Genomic DNA, 16,213 nt, shown 5'->3' with positions numbered 1-16,213 from the left:
CCTCACCGCGTTACGGCGTCAGGCAACCGCACGGAAACCTCTGCGGGTTTTCCTGCAGATGGCCGACCCGCCTCGGCGACGGCAACGAACTCCCCCGTCTCGTTATCGACGGTCACTGCGGTGACTTGGACCTCTTCGCCGATCGCCGCCCTCTGGAGGCCCTCGACGACGACACGATCACCCTCCCCGACGCCAGCGGTCACCAACCAATTGTTGCCGATGCCGCGCTCGACGGCCAGAACACGTTCCTCGATCTTCCCGTCGGCGCTGATGAAACGCGCCGTGGCCTCTCCGCGGCTATTGCGTGAGACCGCGCGCTGCGGAATGAGCACGCTATCTTCGACATAGCCGTCTTCAACGAGTGCCCGCACATACATCCCGGGCAGGAGCGCGCCTTCCGGATTGGGGAAGACGGCGCGCATCAGAACCATGCCGGTCGTTTGCGATACGGCGCCGTTGCGGAACTGCAACTTTCCGGGATGGCCGTATTTGCTGCCGTCTTCGAGCCGGAGTTCGACGGTCACCGAGCCTTCCTGTGGCTTGATATCCTGCGACGCGAGTGCCTTGTTGAGCGCGAGAAGGCTGGCGCTCGAGCGCACAAGGTCGACATTGATGATGTCCGTCTGGCGGATCGTCGTCATTGGCGACGCCTGGTCTTCGGTAACCAGCGCACCCTCGGTCACATTTGAAGCGTCCACACGCCCGCTGATCGGGGCGCGGACCTTGGCATATTCCAGTTCGATGCGGGCGGTTTCAAGAGCTGCCCTGGCAGCGGCGACGTCCGCCTCGGCCTGCAGCATCTGTGTTCGTGCCTCATCGAAATCCTGGCGGCTGACGACACTGCTCGCACTCAGGCTCTCATAGCGCTGCGAGCGCGCTCGGGCGCTCGGAAGGGCACTTTCGGCTCGCTGCACGGCAGCCTCGGCATTGCGGTAGGAGGCCTCAAACGGCATGGGGTCAAGTTCGTAAAGGACGTCTCCGGCTTTTACCAAGCCGCCCTCATCGAAACTTTGCCAGAGAATGATGCCGGACACGCGAGGGCGGACCTCCGAAACCATCTGTGCACCGGTACGGCCCGCCAATTCTGTCGTCAGTGTCACTGCCTGGCGATGCAAGGTCTGCGCGCTGACTTCAGGTTTTGAACGAGCTGGCCGCTCCTGTGCCACCACGTCAGCGTTGCAACTTGAAAGCAGGGCCGGGAGGCAAAAAATCATGGCAACATAGACGGTCGAAAAGCAGTTGGCTCGCATCATCGAACACCTTTGCGCGGCTGTGAACGGTCTTCACGCGAGGCGGGCGCCCTTGCGCCCCACCAGGATCGCGATCGGCGCGAAATTAAGCCGGCTCTGTCGCACGGGTGTGCCGAACGCGACCAAAACTGTAACCAAGTGTATCAACCACCATCAATTGCCCGCGAGGCTGATGACGGCCGTCAGTGAGATGAGGGAGGCAAACAGAATGATGTCGGCCAACACTCCTCTGGCGATCGCCGAAATGCTGTGTTGTTCGACTCTGTAGCTGTTGTTCTGATCTGCCATGACCATTCCTTTCCATGTTGATCGCGCGTCGGTCGATCGGCCCGTGGTCTCCATCGGGGGCTGGAAGCGCAGGGCGGCCAACCGACGATCGTCGAAGCGACGATTGAAAGACGCGCGTCTTGTTCGCGCCTTGTGCTTGATAAGGGGAAGGTTAGTTCGGCCTTGTCGCAGAGCTTTGCCGCAGACGAGTCAAAATGTAATCAAGTGTCGCAGCATGAGCGGCGAGGCTGCGGCACCGCTACCAGAATAGCTGTCCAAGGTGCACTTTCGATTGATACGCATGAATGTGGATGGTGGCTGCCGCCTGCCGAGGGTGACGATGGAGGTGCAACGGCGCCGAGATCAATGTTGCGTCCGCGGCTTTGTCGGCTTCTCGGCAAGGTTCGGGGCACGGAGCCCAATCGACCCGCGCAGGGATTTCCAGTCGCGCCCCTTGGGGACAGCAGGCGTTTCCACACGGCCATCGCGTGGCAGAGAAAGAACGGCTTGCATGCCGCCATCTCCTGTTGCGAAGGAAATGTCACCGCCATGTTGCCTGGCTGCAGCACGCGCGATCGATAGGCCAAGTCCAATCCCGCCGGTGTCGCGATTGCGCGAAGCCTCGAGCCGGAAAAACGGCGTGAACACCTTTTCCTTCATAAGGTCGGGAATGCCTGGACCGCGGTCCTCGACGACGATGTCGATGGTCGCAGCCGTGTGCCGGATGAAGACCCGCGCCTCTCCGCCATATCGCACGGCGTTTTCGACGAGATTTCGCACGGCGCGTCTGAGACCATCAGGCCGGCAGCGATAGGACATTTTCACGCCTTCGACGAAACTGACAGGCTTGCCAAGATCGGACTGGTCGTCGCAGATGCTTCCAACCAGCGCTTCCAGATCGATGTCGCGCGTTTCCTCTTCCGTCGATTCCCCACGCGCAAAAGAAATGGCGGCCTCGGTCATGCCCTGAAGTTCATCAATCGTCGACAGCATTTTTCGCTGGATCTCCTGATCCTGCACGAATTCGGTCCTCAGTCTCAAGGTCGTCAGGGGCGTTCGCAGATCGTGACCGATCGCGGCCAGCATCTTCGTTCTGTCTTCAAGGAAACGGTGCAGCCGACCTTGCATCTTGTTGAAGGCTTCGGCGGTGCGCCGGACCTCTTCCGGTCCTTCTTCCGAAAGCGGCGGCAGGTTTTCTCCCCGCCCCAAGGCTTCGGCCGAGGTCGCAAGATGTCGCAGCGGCCTTGATATGCGGCTGGCGAAGAACACGCCGAGCAGAGCCAGGATGAGTGCCGTCAGGCTGAGCGAGGCGAGCGACGTGGAGGTCCACCAGCCTCCAGTCTGTCGCATATAGAAGGCTGCGTTCAGCCAGGTCCTCTCATCGACCTTGATGACAAGGCCATAGCCCCGCGAGCCGTCGAAATAGACATATTTGATCGGCTGCGGGAGCGCCCAGAGGCTCTGCATTGGAACGCGCCATCCCTCACCGCCGTTCGACGCTGCGACCCTCTTCGCATCAGGGACCTGCGTCCTGGCTGAGCCATCTTGAAAGATCCTGACGAGGTCCACGAAATTCTCCAGAGGCCGGGAAAATTCGGCGGCAGCCGTCAGGCGCCAGGCGGCGGGGTCTTCCGCTTCACGATCGCTCACCCAAAAACGCGAGTCCCTCGTCTCGCTCGCAAGCAGAGCCTGCTTTTGATATTCGGGCGGTACGGTTTCCACCAGTCGGGTCAGCGTGCGCGCTCGACTGAGGAATTCGCTCTTGGCTGCAGCGTCGAGAGCTTTGGAATGCTCCTTCCAGGAGATTAGAAATGTCAGCGCCTGGGAAATGATCAAAGCCGCAAGCGTAAACGCGATAAGTTGCGTCGCCAGGCTTCTGTTCCAGAGGTGGTTCATTCGAACGCCACCTCGGCAGCCAAGCTGTAGCCGCCGCCCCAATGCGTCTTGATGATCGACGGATTTTTAGGGTTCTCTTCGATTTTTTTGCGAAGCCGGCTCACCTGATTGTCGATGCTGCGATCGAAGATGTCGGCCGTCCTGCCGACGGTCAGATCAAGCAGCTGTTCGCGGCTCAGGATCAGGCCGGGCCTTTCGATGAAGACTTTCAGCAGACGGAATTCGGCAGTGCTCAAGGGTATTCCAACGCCGTCGCTACCGGAAATTTCCTGACGTCCCATGTTGACGCGCCACTGGCCGATGCGGACGGCCCTTTGCTGCTGTGTCATGCGCTGCTGTGTCAGCGGATTGCTCGCGCGCCGAAGCACCGCTCTGATGCGAGCAAGGAGCTCGCGGGGATTGAATGGTTTCACGACGTAGTCGTCAGCGCCAAGTTCCAGTCCGATGATTCGATCGGTATCTTCGACCAATGCGGTCAGAAAAATGATCGGGATGTCTGTCGCGGCACGCACCTGACGGCACACGCTCAATCCGTCCTCGCCCGGCATCATGACATCGAGAATGATCAGGTCCACCACCTGGCGCTCGCGCTCGAGCAGGCGTCGAAGGGCCGCGCCGCTTTCTGCCACGCTCACCTTGTAGCCTTGCTGCTCGAGATACTGTCGAACCAGATCTCGGATATCGCTGTGATCGTCGACAACCACGACATGCGATGAATTCTGCATCTGCATAACCTCTTGAGCTATTTTTACAGAAGAGAGCGCGGTTCGCATCGAAAAAAGTGTATCAAAGTTTCACAGCGGTTCGGTCACAGCCATTTTCTCACATGTCCTAAAGGATCTGAAATGGCCGCCTCGGGATCGGACGCCTCCCTTCGCTTGCCGGATCATTATGGGGACCACGGCTGCGAACTCAACGGCGTTGTCGTAAAATTGATGACCGCGCGTGCAATGGAAAGTGGCCGGCTTCTGGCAAGAAGCCTGTTTGGCTCGGTGTATCGGACGACGTGACCGATACGGCGAATTCGCTGCAGGCCGTTTGCAAGATGCCTGCGACGTCGATAAGCTCAACTGTCTCTGTCGCATAGTCGTTTCGAGGATAATTCAGGTTCTCGACGAGCAGGCTCTCAATCCGATCGATATCGGAGAGCAGGCGTCCTTCTGACCGCTTTCCCATCCGCTCCACGCGCAGTTTCAGCCGCGTCAGCGCCGTGCGCAGATCATGACCAATGCCCCGGAGCATGCGGGTGCCTGCTTCGATTATTAGACGGATCCGGCCGGCGCATGCCGCCATGGGACAAGTTTCTACATGGGAGCGCCACAACGACAGAGGCGATCCGTCGACCAATACAAATAGTCATTTGGACCCGCATGACGCAGCGCTTGGCGGTCGACTTTCTTCAAAGGACATCTTCGATGCGGATCGGCAGCTTTCTGACACGCTTGCCCGTCGCGTGGTAGATCGCATTGGCGATCGCCGGAGCGGTGCCAAGCATGACGAGCTCGCCCATTCCCTTGACGCCGACCGAGTTGACCATCGTGTCCGGTTTGTCGATGAAGCCAACGTCGACGTCACCGATGTCGGCATTAACCGCCATGAGGTAGTCGGCCAAATCAGCGTTGAGGTAGCCGGCAAAACGCGGATCGACGTCAGTCTCCTCGCGAAGCGCCGTGCTGAACCCCCAGACAACGCCGCCATACATCTGCCCGCGAGCGGTCACCGGACTGACGACCCGACCGACATCGGCAATGCTGACCACCCGCGGCATGCGGATGCGGCCCGTTCTGGGTTCAATATGAATTTCGACGAACTGGGCAATGTAACTCATTGATGTAAAGCCCGGGTATTCAGGGCCCGCACCTGCACGACCCCCGGTTCGAAAGGCTTCAAGAGCGGAGGCGTCCTGCCCGGGCGCGAGCTCCGAAACCACCACTTCAATCTGGGGACGTTTCAGGCGCGCCAGTTGCTCATGCAAATTGCCCGCCGGCGGGTTCGGACCTGCAAGCTCATCGAAGCGGGCGCGCAACGCCCTGACAGCCTTCGCCGTGACAGGGATGATGCTGGCCGTGCCGCGCTCGCCAACGGTCATCATCTGCGGACCGACTGTCGTATCCCCAAGCAAAATCTCTAGACGATCGGGGTTGATGTCGAGTCCCTGGATGATCGTGTTTGCGACCGTAGTCCGGATACCCTGGCCCATTTCGTGCCCGGACGATATCACCCGCGTCGTGCCGTCCGCACGTACCCGCAGTGTCGTCTCGGCAGCTGAGCCCGACGCCCCGAAAATCCCGCATGCGACGCCGTATCCGACCATCGTGCCGTCGTCCAGTCGCATCGATCCCGGTTCAGGTGTTCGCCGGCTCCAGCCAAAGCGCCTCGCACCTTCCCGCAGGCAGTCATTCAGGAAATGCGGCGACAGAGGCTGCCTAGAGATGATGTCGTTCTTTGCTTCATGCTCGAGACGAAGTTGAACCGGATCTTTGCCGAGCTTGTAAGCCATCTCGTCGATCAGGCTTTCCAGCGCAAACCCGGCAGGGAACGGATGCGTCCCGCGGGTATGTCGCGGCATCTGGCGGTCGATATGGATATCGCCTGCCGTCGCCCGAAAATTTTCGATGGCATAAAGACGCGCGATATCCTCATGATAACCGCTTGAGCGGAATCCGCCGTCAGGGATATTTTCTTGCACCACGTCATAGAGGACGGCGTCCAGGCGCCCCTGCGCATCGGCGGCAAGACGGATATTGTGAACACTGCGCGGCCGGTAGTTGGCGATATGGAACAACTGCCCACGCGGTGTGACCAGCTTGACTGGCCGCCCTGTCAGCCTGGCAGCCTGGGCAACCAACGCGGATTGAAGCTTGGGAGGAGATTTCTGCCCGAACCCGCCTCCGACATGTTCGGATTTGACCGCAACTCGGTCCGGAGCAAGGCCTAAGGCCTTAACGAGTGCGCCTTTGGCTGCTTCAATATTCTGGCAGCCCTCATGGACCGTCAGTCGCCCGTTAGACCATTCCGCGACGGTCCCGAACAATTCCATGGCGTTATGGTGCTGGGTTGGTGTCTCGAAAGTGCCCTCGACAATGACGCCTGCATTTTGAAACGCTTTGTCGACGTCGCCTGTATTAAAGCCTTCTGCCGGAACGCGTTGTGCGCCGGGACTGGTCATCAAGGGCACGAATGGTGCCGCTTCGTAGTCAGCAGATAGGGCTTCAGCACCCTCTATCGCGGCCTCGATCGTCTCCGCGACAACCAATGCAATTGGCTGCCCGCGGAATGATATTTGTGGACGAAGCGAGGGAAAATCGCCTATGGACAGGACATGAACGACACCGGGGATTTTGGTCGCCGCGGTGACGTCAACGTTTGTGACTTTGCCTTTCGCGATGGTGGCAGGGACCAGCATCGCATGCAGCATGCCGGGCAGCCTGATATCGGCTGCGTACGCCGTGCGGCCCTGTACCTTATCCCTGGCGTCGACGCGGGCGATTTCTGAGAAGGTTTGTGACGGCATCACGCTCTCCTTTCCGCGGCAATCATCAAGGCATCGGCAACAACCCGGGCTCCCAGATCGGACTTGAAGGCGTTGTGCTGGCCCGGACGCGCATCCTTGAATGCGGCCCGGCCGGCTTCAAGTGCCAGCTCGGGCGTTAATTGCTTGCCGCGCAACGTCTCTTCGGCACTCTGCGCGCGCCATGGGATCGTTGCGACACCGCCAAGTGCAATGCGGGCCGTTCGGACATTGGCTCCTTCCATTTCAACCACGACTGCGGCGGATGCCACCGCGAACGCAAAACTCTCCCGGTCGCGAATCTTGTGATAGGTCGAGGAACGGCTTGGCGCTTTCGGGACGGTAATGGCCGTGATCAGTTCGGCTGGGGCTATATCGAATTCCAGATGCGGCGTATCGCCGGGCAGCCTGTAGAAGTCCGAAATCGGGACGGTGCGCGTTCCTGCGGGTCCATGAATTTCGACCGATGCGCCCATCGCCGTCAACGCCACTGGCCAGTCTCCCGGTGAGACCGCGATACAAGCGTCACTCACTCCAAGGATCGCATGGCCTCGGTCCAATCCGCCGATTGCCGCGCAACCGGAACCGGGGACACGTTTGTTGCAGGGGTACATGCCTACCGTAGACAGTGACCCCGCGCCGTTGCGGAAATAGGGACAGCGGGTTCGCTGAAGCAGGTTGCCGCCAACTGTGGCCATATTGCGCAGCTGCTGCGAGGCTGCTTTCAGCAAGCTCTCGGAAAGGACCGGATATTCGTCTCGCACCGCTGGTGCATACGCGACGTCGCTCATCAGCGCCAAGGCACCAAACCGCAATACGTCGCCGTCAGTGTCGATCGTGTCGAGGCCCATGATGCCGGTAACGTCGATAAGATGCGCTGGCCGCTCCACGCCGAGCTTCATCAGATCATAGAGCGTTGTGCCGCCGGCGATGTAGCGCGCGTCTAGGCCGGCCGCCGCAAAGGCTTCGACGGCTGCTTCGAGGCTGTCCGCCCGGGTGTAATCGATAGCTCGCATCTTCAGCCCTCCTTCGAATTGGCCGCCACATCTTCGATGGCAGCGACAATCCCGGCATACGCGCCGCAACGACAGATGTTTCCACTCATAAATTGGCGGATCGCAGCTTTGTCCGTTGCGTGACCATTTCGAACACATGCGACGGCGGACATGATCTGGCCCGGCGTGCAGTATCCGCACTGCAATGCATCGTGATCGATGAAGGCGGTCTGCATCGGATGAAGTGTATCTCCGTCGGCCAGCCCTTCGATGGTCGTCACCTGACGTCCGTCCACTTTCGCCGCAAGCGTCAGACAGGACACTACGGTTCGGCCGTCGAGATGCACCGTGCATGCACCGCACTGGCCATGATCGCAGCCTTTTTTTGTTCCCGAGAAGCCAATGCGCTCGCGCAGCAGGTCAAGAAGCGATGCGCGTGAGTCAATATCAAGAGCGACGGCCCGTCCATTCACCGTCGTCGAAACGAAGAGAGTTGTGCCCGTTTCATTCGAAACAGAAGTCTCCTGGGCGGCAGCAGGTTGCAGTGGAAGTATCGTAGCGACTGCAACACCGGCACCGGTGCCAAGGACGGCTCGACGCGTCACACCAGCGCCTTGAGAGTCTGCGGGACTTTGCTCTGCCATTTATGCTCTCCTCCTGGACTTTCAAACCAATGTCTGGACGCGGCGGTTACTCGCCAGGAATAGCTCATCGCTGTCGCACAACTGTGCCGCGGCATGGGGAATTTGTCGCAAACTGTCGCAAATTCGCAGCAGATCTAGGCTGCTGCCGGCGAAGGAGATATCTGCGGTCGAGAAGCGTGTGGAGATGACATGGCGGTCGTGGACCGCATCGATCCCCTGGTTGCCGTTCAATGCCTAGGCGAGGTGGTCGAAATCGGCACCCGAACGGAAATTTTGCCAATCCTTAGCATGACTGCACCACGAGGCTCCTCGAAGCCGTCCCTTTGCCCGACCGGGATAGGCGCAATACGCGGCGAACCGTCGAACCTGCCCTGGTTTAGCTAAACCGTTGGTTTTGTTTGAAACTCTATTGGCATGAGTCGCTATTATGGAACTATGTGTTGAGTTCGGCATGAACGGCAACTGCAGCTCGTCGGTATGCGGCGGCCCTGCGGCCCCGCTCCGAATGTGGCGCGAGCCGGCGCGGTCGGAAAAAGAGCGGCACGCATCGGGCGTGACCGCGGCTTACTCCGCCGACGGTCCGTAGAGGCCAAGCTGCTCGAGAAGCGCCCGCTGCCGGCCGGCATTTTTGGCCAGCAGACCGGTATAGCGATCGATGATCCGGTCGCGGTGGCTCGGATCGGAGACAACGGAGAGCGCGCCGACGATCGCCGCGACCTTTTCCGAGGTCCGCCGCAATTCGTCCAGCAGTTCGGAATTGCCGCTGATCTCGCTGACCACCCGCTTCGTCACCCTGCCGATTCCGGCCGGTGTGCGGCCGCCTGCCGAGACATACCCTTGCGGCAGATCGCCCTTCAGATTGGTGACCGACTTGAAGCGGATGACATCGAAGATCTGGTCGACCGCCTGCTTGGCGCCGGTCACCCGCGAAGGATGGTCGGTATCGGCGGCGGCATGCGGCAGCAGTTCCAGCTTGCCCTTATGGCGCTCTTCGAGCGGCAGATAGGGCACCATCGGCCCGCTGAGCTTGCCGGTCGCTGCATCCTTGAAGAGATCGGCGTCGATTGCCGCATGGGCAATCTTTCCTGATGACAGCGCCCGGTCGAGCGCCGCCGCATCGACGACCTCGCCCCGATCGTAGTTGACCAGCACTGCACCATCGTTCATCGCGCCGAGAACCTGGGTGTCGACCACCCCTGCGTTGGAGTAGACGCCGGTCGCAGCATCCAGCCGGCCGAGACCGATATGGACGGAGAACACGTCGGCGCCGGTCGCCGCTTCAACCGGACTTGCGGCGTAATCGAAGCCTTCCGACTCGATCCAGCCTTGGTGACGCTGGCGCGCGTAGATCGCCACCTTCATGCCGAAAGCCTTGGCGAGCTTGGCGACTTCGCGGCCGATATTGCCGTAGCCGAGAATGGCGATTTTCCGGCCCTCCAGCTTGGCGGTCGGGAAATCCTTGAGCTGGCGCCCGGTATCAAAGTCGCCGTTGGCGACCATCTGGTGCAGCCTGTCGACGGGCAGGTCGGGAACGACCTTGAGGATTGCCTTCATCGCCATCTGGGCGGTCGCCCGGCTGTTGATGCCGGGCGTGTTCATCAAAGGCGCCTCGCCGCCCTCGCCGTTGCCGCCGCCCCAGGAGGCCGAGCCCATGTTGCCGGTACCCGCGCCGATGCGCACGCCGCCGAACGGGAAGACGGAAGCCTTCGGGATGAAGGTCGCTGCCGCGATCAGCGCGTCATACTGGCCCTTGTCCGTCTGCGGCAGGATCTCCGCCTCGGTGCTGAGATTCGGCTGGTAGAAGAAATGGATGTGGCCCTTTTCCAGCGCCGCCCTGTCGCCGATCGGGCCGGTATGGAAGACGCCGCCCTTTTCCTCGACATAGGTCCTGATCTCACTGTCGTCGGGCTCCCCATCGGCGCCGAGGCGAAGGCCGACCAGATCGGCGATCAGCACCGTATAGGCGTGTTCGGGATCGTCCTTGCGGACCATCGCGCCGGCCTTCACGGGTGCTGCGAACGTGACGCCCTGCTTTGCCAGTTCCTCCTCGATCACAACGATCTTGGCGCGCAGATAGGTGTATTGCAGGTTCTCCAGCAGCGCGACGATATCGGCCGGCTCGCGGGTGCCGCCGACCCAGGCGCGGTAGTCGCCGGGCGTTCCCGGGAACGCGTTGACGTAGCGCGCCGCATCGAGGCCGGGCTCGAACTCGCCGTTCGGATGGGTAAAGCCCTCATAGCCGAGTAGTTGCTTCGAACGCGCGATAATGCGGGCATGGATCGCAGGATCGGTGATGCCGGCGTCCTCGACCTTTAGCAGTGTGACCGCCGCGCCGCGCCGCTCGGCATCGGTGACGGTGAGCGAAAACAGCGGGTGCGACTCGACCCAGCCGTCGATTGCCGCCCGATTGGCCGCAGACCGCTTGTTGAGCTCGACCACCGAGCCGACCCGCGCCTCGGACTGCAGGAGGCCGAAGGTGGTTTCGGCAAAGGCAAGCGCGCTGTAGGTGTTGATGACGCCGCCGAGCATGCGGTCTTCCGCGGCATCGTAAAACGGCCCGGCATCCACGGATCGCTTGGCGGAAAGCGGCTGTCGCGCGTCGATCGGCGGCGCGATCTTGAGCTGGCGCGGGATCGCCCAGGACGGATCCTGCTGGTTTTTCTCAACGAGCGCCAAAGCATGCGGCGTGAAGGAGGCGACGAAATACCCCGACACCCCGCCGATCGCCTTCTGGAACGGCGTGAACAAGCAGCATTTCGCCATCACGGCGTCGACCAGCTCGGGCTCCCAAGGCATGGCGCCCAGCATCGACGTCGCGTCGAACACTGCATGGCGGTTTGCCGGATCGCCATCGATCCAGTTCAGCAGCTCGTGGATCTCGCGGCTGGTATAGGCATTGGCGCCGGTCGTCTCGTGGCCGACGCCGACGAAGATCGACACGCCGAGAGCGGAAAGCTCGGCGGCCGTCGGGATTACACCTTCGGAGGCGGCAAACTGAATGCGGCTCTCGCAGCCTTTTTCGGCGAAGCGCTGCATCTCGATCAGCTGCGTGGCCCAGGACTGACGGAAGAAGCCTGCCGCGCGGGCCGGATCGCTTTCCGGGCGCGGCGTATCGACGTAGACGCGCTGGGCGTCGTCGTTGGCATTCATCAGGTGCTGGACGCAGACGGTAAAGCCGCTGTGACCGCCGCCGAGTCCCACAGCCATCCGGTTCGCCTTCGGGAAGTGGAAATAGCGGTGGATCGCCCGCATCATGTCTGTCAGAATTTTATCCGCCGGGTAGCCGCGATGCATGCTGCGGGAAATTTCGGCGGTGGTGAAACCGCCGATGTCGTTACCCCTGTCGTCGAACTTGCGATAGGTCTTCTCGATCCATCTATCGAAAGCGATGTGCCGCAGGCGGCTATCCACTTCGTCGGTGGTCGCATCGGTGATCGGACCGACGCCGAAAAACGGATTGGACGGCAGCTTCGGTGCTCCCGACTTCGTCAGTCGGAGCGCTTCAAGTCGCTGTTCCTGCATCTGCTCGATATTTGTCATGATCTGCCTATCTGTTTGAAAGGAAGGTGGGCAAGGCGGCCAAGGTCGTGGTTATGGTATCGCGTTCCGACCATTGCCTGAATGATTTTTCCTGTGCAAAACGCCTGGCCGACAACCCCTTCGAGCGCTGCGGCAAGGGTCGCCTCCACCAGGGTGGATATGGGTGATGCATTCCCCTATGCGGTTACCGCGATCACAAAGACGCCCCTCGTGCCACCCTTTCGGCAACCCGCCATCTGCTGCCGGTTTCGGGTGGGGCCGCGCGGATATTGGCATTGCAGGCAATCTCTGATCTAGTCTGCAATTCTCTCGGCCGGGCGCTTCAGCCGCAGGCTCCTACATTCAAAACGAGCGAGAGCCGTATTTCATGACCACTCACCGCTTCATTCCGACGAGCTTTCACAATGTCATCGGCTCTCTTTCGCCGGCTCTGCACATCGCCGACGGCGATACCGTGGTCACCGAAACGCTCGATGCCGCCGGGCATGGCAAGGACGGCGTCAAGCACGCATCCGGCCCCAATCCGATGAACGGCCCGATCTTCGTGGAAGGTGCCGAGCCCGGGGATGCGCTGAAGGTCGAGATCATCAGCATGATCCCGACCAGGGACACGGGCTTTACCCGCAGCGTCGTCGCCGCCAATGTGGTCGATCCCGAGGCGGTTCGCGACCTACCGCCACGTGATATCGCTGTCTGGGCGATCGACCGCGAAGCCCTGACCGTCCGGCTTTCCGAGCCGGTTGCAGGTCTTGAAAATTTCGTTCTGCCTCTTGCCCCGATGATCGGCTGTTTCGGCGTGGCGCCCAGCCTCGGCCAGGCGATATCGACGGCGACCAGCGGCGAATATGGCGGCAACATGGATTATCGGCTGTTTGGCCCCGGCACCACGGTCCGCTTTCCGGTATCGGCTGCCGGCGCCCTGTTCTTTCTCGGCGACTGCCATGCCGTGCAAGGGGATGGCGAGATCGTCGGAACCGGCGTCGAGACGACGTTCGAGGTCACGGTGCGGCTGACGGTGGAAAAGAAGGCCGGACTGGTCTGGCCGCGCGGGGAAACGGCCGAAGACATCTTCACCATCGGCAACGCCCGGCCTCTCGATCAGGCGCTTCAGCATGCGACCAGCGAAATGTTGAACTGGCTGGCGGCGGATTATGGCCTGGAAAGGACGGCGGCCAGCCATCTGCTCGGCCAGGTGGTGCGTTACGATGTCGGCAACGTCTTCGATCCGGCCTATACGATGGCTTGCCGTGTCGCCAAGAAATGGCTGCCTCGCCGATAGGCGAGCGCTTCCTCAATCGTGCCGGGACAGGAAACCGGAAACGGTCGCCAGGCAAAGCTGCTTTTCCTCGACATGCGGCATGTGGCTGGAATTTTCGAAGAGCATCCATTCGCAGCCCGGAACGCGTTCGAGATAGGGCCTTACCACCAGCGGCGTCGCCTCGTCGTATTTTCCCGAGATCAGCAGCGTCGGGGCTTCGATGCGGTCGAGCCTGTTCTCGATCGTCCAGTCCTTCATCGTACCGATGACGTGAAATTCAGTCGGGCCGTTCATGTTGCGGTAGACGGTGTTGTCCTCGTCCATGATGGCAAAGGTCCGCGCCACTTCAGGCGGCCACGGCACCACGCGACAGACATGGCGGTCATAGAAGACGCGCGAGGCGGCGATATATTCCGGATCGGTGAGGCTTCCCGCCAGCTCATGCTTCAGCAGCGTGTCCTGTACCTCCTTCGGCAGTTCCTGCCTCAGCCGGTTCGCCTCCGAAACCCAGGTATGCATGTTGGCCGGCGAGTTGGCTATCACAAGCGCCTTCAGCCCTTGCGGCCGGCGCACCGCGTGTTCGGCGCCGAGCATGCCGCCCCAGGACTGGCCAAGAAAGGCGTAACGGTCCTGGATGCCGAGATGGGAAAGCAGTGCGTCCAGCTCCTCAAGGAATAGGCCGACCGTCCAGAAATCCGGGCCCATTTCCGGAAGTCGGGTGGAATTGCCATTGCCGAGCTGGTCGTAATGAATGACCGGACGGCCGTCGAGGGCGGCGATATCTTTGAAGGAATCGACATAATCATGGGTGCAGCCAGGCCCACCATGGGCGACGACGAGGGGCAGCTTGCCGCTCTCCAGCGAGCCGGTGACCCGATACCAGGTGCGATAATCGCGAAAGGGCAAATAGGCTTCGTTGGTCGTGACTTCGCCCACGGGCGTCTCCATCTCTCGGCGTCATGAAAAAAATCATAACGCGGCGGCGGCGGCCAAGGCAGCTATCACAAGTTATAGGGTGGCCAATTATGGGTCGGCCGGTCTTCGAGCAGGCGGTAGTGGGTGGCGCGCACCACGGCCTGGGTTCGGTTGCGGGCGCCGAGTTTCTTTGTCGCGGCGTTCAGATGCATCACGACGGTTGGTACGGAACGGTCGATGATGCGGGAAATTTCCTTGGCGGAGTAGCCTTCCGCCGAATGGCGCAGGCATTCACGTTCCCGTTCGGTCAGACGGATCGTGCCGACGCTCTTCGCCCGCGTGTCGAAAAGCGAATAGGCGGTCTCATGGAAAACATGGGCAAGCAGGTTGAAGTCGGCGATATAGCGCAGTGCGTGCCGTTCGAAATCTTTGTTCCGGCCGAAGCGGATGCCGGTGACTGTCGCATAGTCGCCGCGTGGCATGTGAACCGGGACGGTGACGCCGGTCGACATATCGCGTTCGCTTAAATAGCGCGTCACCGGCGCCGTGTCGTCGTTCATGAAACGGTTGATCAGCGTGTCAGCGTCCGGGTCGTAGTTCCAGAAGAAAGGTGCGGAGGTTCGCAGCGCCACCTGCTGCACCGGATCGATACGGAAATAGCCGCGATTGAACCAGTAGTCGTGCATATCGTCTGAAATATTCCGCAGCTTCAGCAGCGATGGTATCATGATCGCGCCGTCGAGATCGTAAGGCACCGGCGTATAGTCGTAGATCAGCGCCTCGAAACCGATCTGCTTCATCGCCTCGAAGGCCTGGTCGATCCGGCCGTCCAGCGTTTCGTGCGCCGTAAACTGCCGTCGGATCGTTCCGATGTCGTCAAGAATGGGGTCGTCAAGCATGGGCTGCTCCCGGGGATCGGCATCGCGGCCCACCCTATCACTTCTTATAGCTGGCACTGAATGCGGTTTAAGGTAAAAATTTAGCCGTGCCCAAATATTGAGCAAGCGAAATCTTCTGCCGGAGCGATCAATGTGGCGTGAAATACGGCCGGACGAGCGATTCGAGATCGATGTCGATGGCTATCGCGTCGTTGCCTATAGTTTCGGGACCGGCATCGAGACAGTTTTCTGCCTGAACGGCGGGCCGGGTCTGCCCTGCGATTACCTGCGCGAGGCGCATTCCTGTCTCATGGACAAGGGCTATCGCGTTATCGCCTTCGATCAACTCGGCACCGGTGCCTCCGACCGGCCGGACGATCTCACGCTCTGGACGATCGGCCGTTATGTCGAGGAGACGGAGACGGTGCGCAAGGCGCTGGGGCTCGGCAAGGTCCACATGCTCGGCCATTCCTGGGGCGGGTGGCTGGCGATCGAATATGCGCTGACCTATCCTGAGAACTTGAAGACGCTGATCCTCGAAGATACCGTCGCCGATATGCCGCATCTGATCTCGGAACTGGAACGGCTGCGCGCGGCACTCGGTCCGGAAACCGTCTCAATGATGCAAAAGCACGAGGCGCAGGGCACCTACAATCATCCGGAATATCTCGCCGCCGTCACCATCCTCAACTATCGCCATGTCTGCCGCCTGCCGGAATGGCCGGCGCCGGTGCGCCGCTCGCTCGACGATTGGAACATGGCGCCCTATGAGACGATGCAGGGGCCGAACGAGTTTCTCTATATCGGCAACCTCAAGGACTGGAACCGCATCCCCGACCTGCCGCGGCTGACGCTGCCGGTGCTCATCACGACGGGAGAGCATGACGAGCTGACGCCGGCCTGTGCGCTCAGGATGAAGCTTGCGCTGCCGGATGCCGAGCTGAAGGTATTTGCCAATGCCAGCCACATGCCGTTCTATGAGAACCCGCAGGATTATTATCCGGCGCTTCTCGATTTTCTCACCCGGCACGAGGCAGGCTGATGCAACAGGAAGCGGAC

General features: G+C 60.9%; 13 protein-coding genes. 2 read left to right on the top strand and 11 right to left on the bottom strand.

What is annotated here, in order from left to right; genetic code table 11:
- Positions 1-2 precede the first annotated feature (2 nt).
- The 9 genes from RWK44_RS12875 to RWK44_RS12835 form a co-directional block, all read right to left on the bottom strand.
- Complete coding sequence (locus RWK44_RS12875; protein WP_316028888.1) at positions 3-1,214, bottom strand: efflux RND transporter periplasmic adaptor subunit; 1,212 nt, start codon at positions 1,212-1,214, stop codon at positions 3-5.
- 189 nt (positions 1,215-1,403) lie between these two features.
- Positions 1,404-1,538, bottom strand: a complete 135-nt coding sequence (locus RWK44_RS12870) for a hypothetical protein (protein WP_260685545.1) — start codon at positions 1,536-1,538, stop codon at positions 1,404-1,406.
- Positions 1,539-1,880: 342 nt separating this feature from the next.
- The gene (locus RWK44_RS12865) at positions 1,881-3,413 is read right to left on the bottom strand and encodes an ATP-binding protein (protein ID WP_132614112.1); all 1,533 of its coding nucleotides are present in this window, start codon (positions 3,411-3,413) and stop codon (positions 1,881-1,883) included.
- The gene (locus tag RWK44_RS12860) at positions 3,410-4,138 is read right to left on the bottom strand and encodes a response regulator (RefSeq protein ID WP_026158848.1); all 729 of its coding nucleotides are present in this window, start codon (positions 4,136-4,138) and stop codon (positions 3,410-3,412) included. Before RWK44_RS12860 ends, RWK44_RS12865 begins: the two co-directional genes overlap by 4 nt.
- Before the next feature lie 187 nt (positions 4,139-4,325).
- Entirely contained in the window at positions 4,326-4,655 is a 330-nt protein-coding gene (locus RWK44_RS12855) for a hypothetical protein (protein ID WP_221946757.1), read from the bottom strand.
- Between the two features lie 157 nt (positions 4,656-4,812).
- Positions 4,813-6,927: a xanthine dehydrogenase family protein molybdopterin-binding subunit gene (locus RWK44_RS12850; RefSeq protein ID WP_316028880.1), complete on the bottom strand. Its 2,115-nt coding sequence runs from the start codon at positions 6,925-6,927 to the stop codon at positions 4,813-4,815.
- Positions 6,927-7,940: an FAD binding domain-containing protein gene (locus RWK44_RS12845; protein WP_316028879.1), complete on the bottom strand. Its 1,014-nt coding sequence runs from the start codon at positions 7,938-7,940 to the stop codon at positions 6,927-6,929. Before RWK44_RS12845 ends, RWK44_RS12850 begins: the two co-directional genes overlap by 1 nt.
- A gap of 2 nt (positions 7,941-7,942) precedes the next feature.
- On the bottom strand, positions 7,943-8,563 hold the full coding sequence (locus RWK44_RS12840; protein WP_316028878.1) for a (2Fe-2S)-binding protein: 621 nt from the start codon (positions 8,561-8,563) through the stop codon (positions 7,943-7,945).
- 564 nt (positions 8,564-9,127) lie between these two features.
- Entirely contained in the window at positions 9,128-12,103 is a 2,976-nt protein-coding gene (locus RWK44_RS12835; RefSeq protein ID WP_316028877.1) for an NAD(P)-dependent oxidoreductase, read from the bottom strand.
- A gap of 367 nt (positions 12,104-12,470) precedes the next feature.
- Here RWK44_RS12835 and RWK44_RS12830 point away from each other — a divergent pair, with 367 nt between their 5' ends.
- Positions 12,471-13,382 carry an acetamidase/formamidase family protein gene (locus RWK44_RS12830; protein WP_316028876.1) on the top strand — a complete coding sequence of 304 codons (912 nt, stop codon included), beginning with the start codon at positions 12,471-12,473 and terminating at the stop codon, positions 13,380-13,382.
- A 12-nt stretch (positions 13,383-13,394) separates the two neighbouring features.
- On the opposite strand, the gene RWK44_RS12825 is transcribed toward RWK44_RS12830, so the two are convergent.
- The gene (locus tag RWK44_RS12825; protein WP_316028875.1) at positions 13,395-14,297 is read right to left on the bottom strand and encodes a proline iminopeptidase-family hydrolase; all 903 of its coding nucleotides are present in this window, start codon (positions 14,295-14,297) and stop codon (positions 13,395-13,397) included.
- A gap of 65 nt (positions 14,298-14,362) precedes the next feature.
- Positions 14,363-15,175, bottom strand: coding sequence for a helix-turn-helix transcriptional regulator (locus tag RWK44_RS12820; protein WP_018246939.1), 813 nt, complete (start codon positions 15,173-15,175; stop codon positions 14,363-14,365).
- Between the two features lie 130 nt (positions 15,176-15,305).
- On the opposite strand from RWK44_RS12820, the gene RWK44_RS12815 reads away from it, so the two are divergent.
- The gene (locus RWK44_RS12815; protein WP_131641865.1) at positions 15,306-16,196 is read left to right on the top strand and encodes a proline iminopeptidase-family hydrolase; all 891 of its coding nucleotides are present in this window, start codon (positions 15,306-15,308) and stop codon (positions 16,194-16,196) included.
- Positions 16,197-16,213 lie beyond the last annotated feature (17 nt).

The organism is Rhizobium sp. 25PS6, from assembly GCF_032464655.1.
GTDB lineage: Bacteria > Pseudomonadota > Alphaproteobacteria > Rhizobiales > Rhizobiaceae > Rhizobium > Rhizobium laguerreae.
This window is presented reverse-complemented; position numbering and strand designations above follow the sequence as displayed.

Excerpts from the sequence above, each read along its gene's own strand:
- RWK44_RS12875 (WP_316028888.1), bottom strand. The coding sequence starts at position 1,214 with ATGATTTTTTGCCTCCCGGCCCTGCTTTCAAGTTGCAACGCTGACGTG.
- RWK44_RS12870 (WP_260685545.1), bottom strand. The coding sequence starts at position 1,538 with ATGGCAGATCAGAACAACAGCTACAGAGTCGAACAACACAGCATTTCG.
- RWK44_RS12865 (WP_132614112.1), bottom strand. The coding sequence starts at position 3,413 with ATGAACCACCTCTGGAACAGAAGCCTGGCGACGCAACTTATCGCGTTT.
- RWK44_RS12860 (WP_026158848.1), bottom strand. The coding sequence starts at position 4,138 with ATGCAGAATTCATCGCATGTCGTGGTTGTCGACGATCACAGCGATATC.
- RWK44_RS12855 (WP_221946757.1), bottom strand. The coding sequence starts at position 4,655 with ATGCTCCGGGGCATTGGTCATGATCTGCGCACGGCGCTGACGCGGCTG.
- RWK44_RS12850 (WP_316028880.1), bottom strand. The coding sequence starts at position 6,927 with ATGCCGTCACAAACCTTCTCAGAAATCGCCCGCGTCGACGCCAGGGAT.
- RWK44_RS12845 (WP_316028879.1), bottom strand. The coding sequence starts at position 7,940 with ATGCGAGCTATCGATTACACCCGGGCGGACAGCCTCGAAGCAGCCGTC.
- RWK44_RS12840 (WP_316028878.1), bottom strand. The coding sequence starts at position 8,563 with ATGGCAGAGCAAAGTCCCGCAGACTCTCAAGGCGCTGGTGTGACGCGT.
- RWK44_RS12835 (WP_316028877.1), bottom strand. The coding sequence starts at position 12,103 with ATGACAAATATCGAGCAGATGCAGGAACAGCGACTTGAAGCGCTCCGA.
- RWK44_RS12830 (WP_316028876.1), top strand. The coding sequence starts at position 12,471 with ATGACCACTCACCGCTTCATTCCGACGAGCTTTCACAATGTCATCGGC.
- RWK44_RS12820 (WP_018246939.1), bottom strand. The coding sequence starts at position 15,175 with ATGCTTGACGACCCCATTCTTGACGACATCGGAACGATCCGACGGCAG.
- RWK44_RS12815 (WP_131641865.1), top strand. The coding sequence starts at position 15,306 with ATGTGGCGTGAAATACGGCCGGACGAGCGATTCGAGATCGATGTCGAT.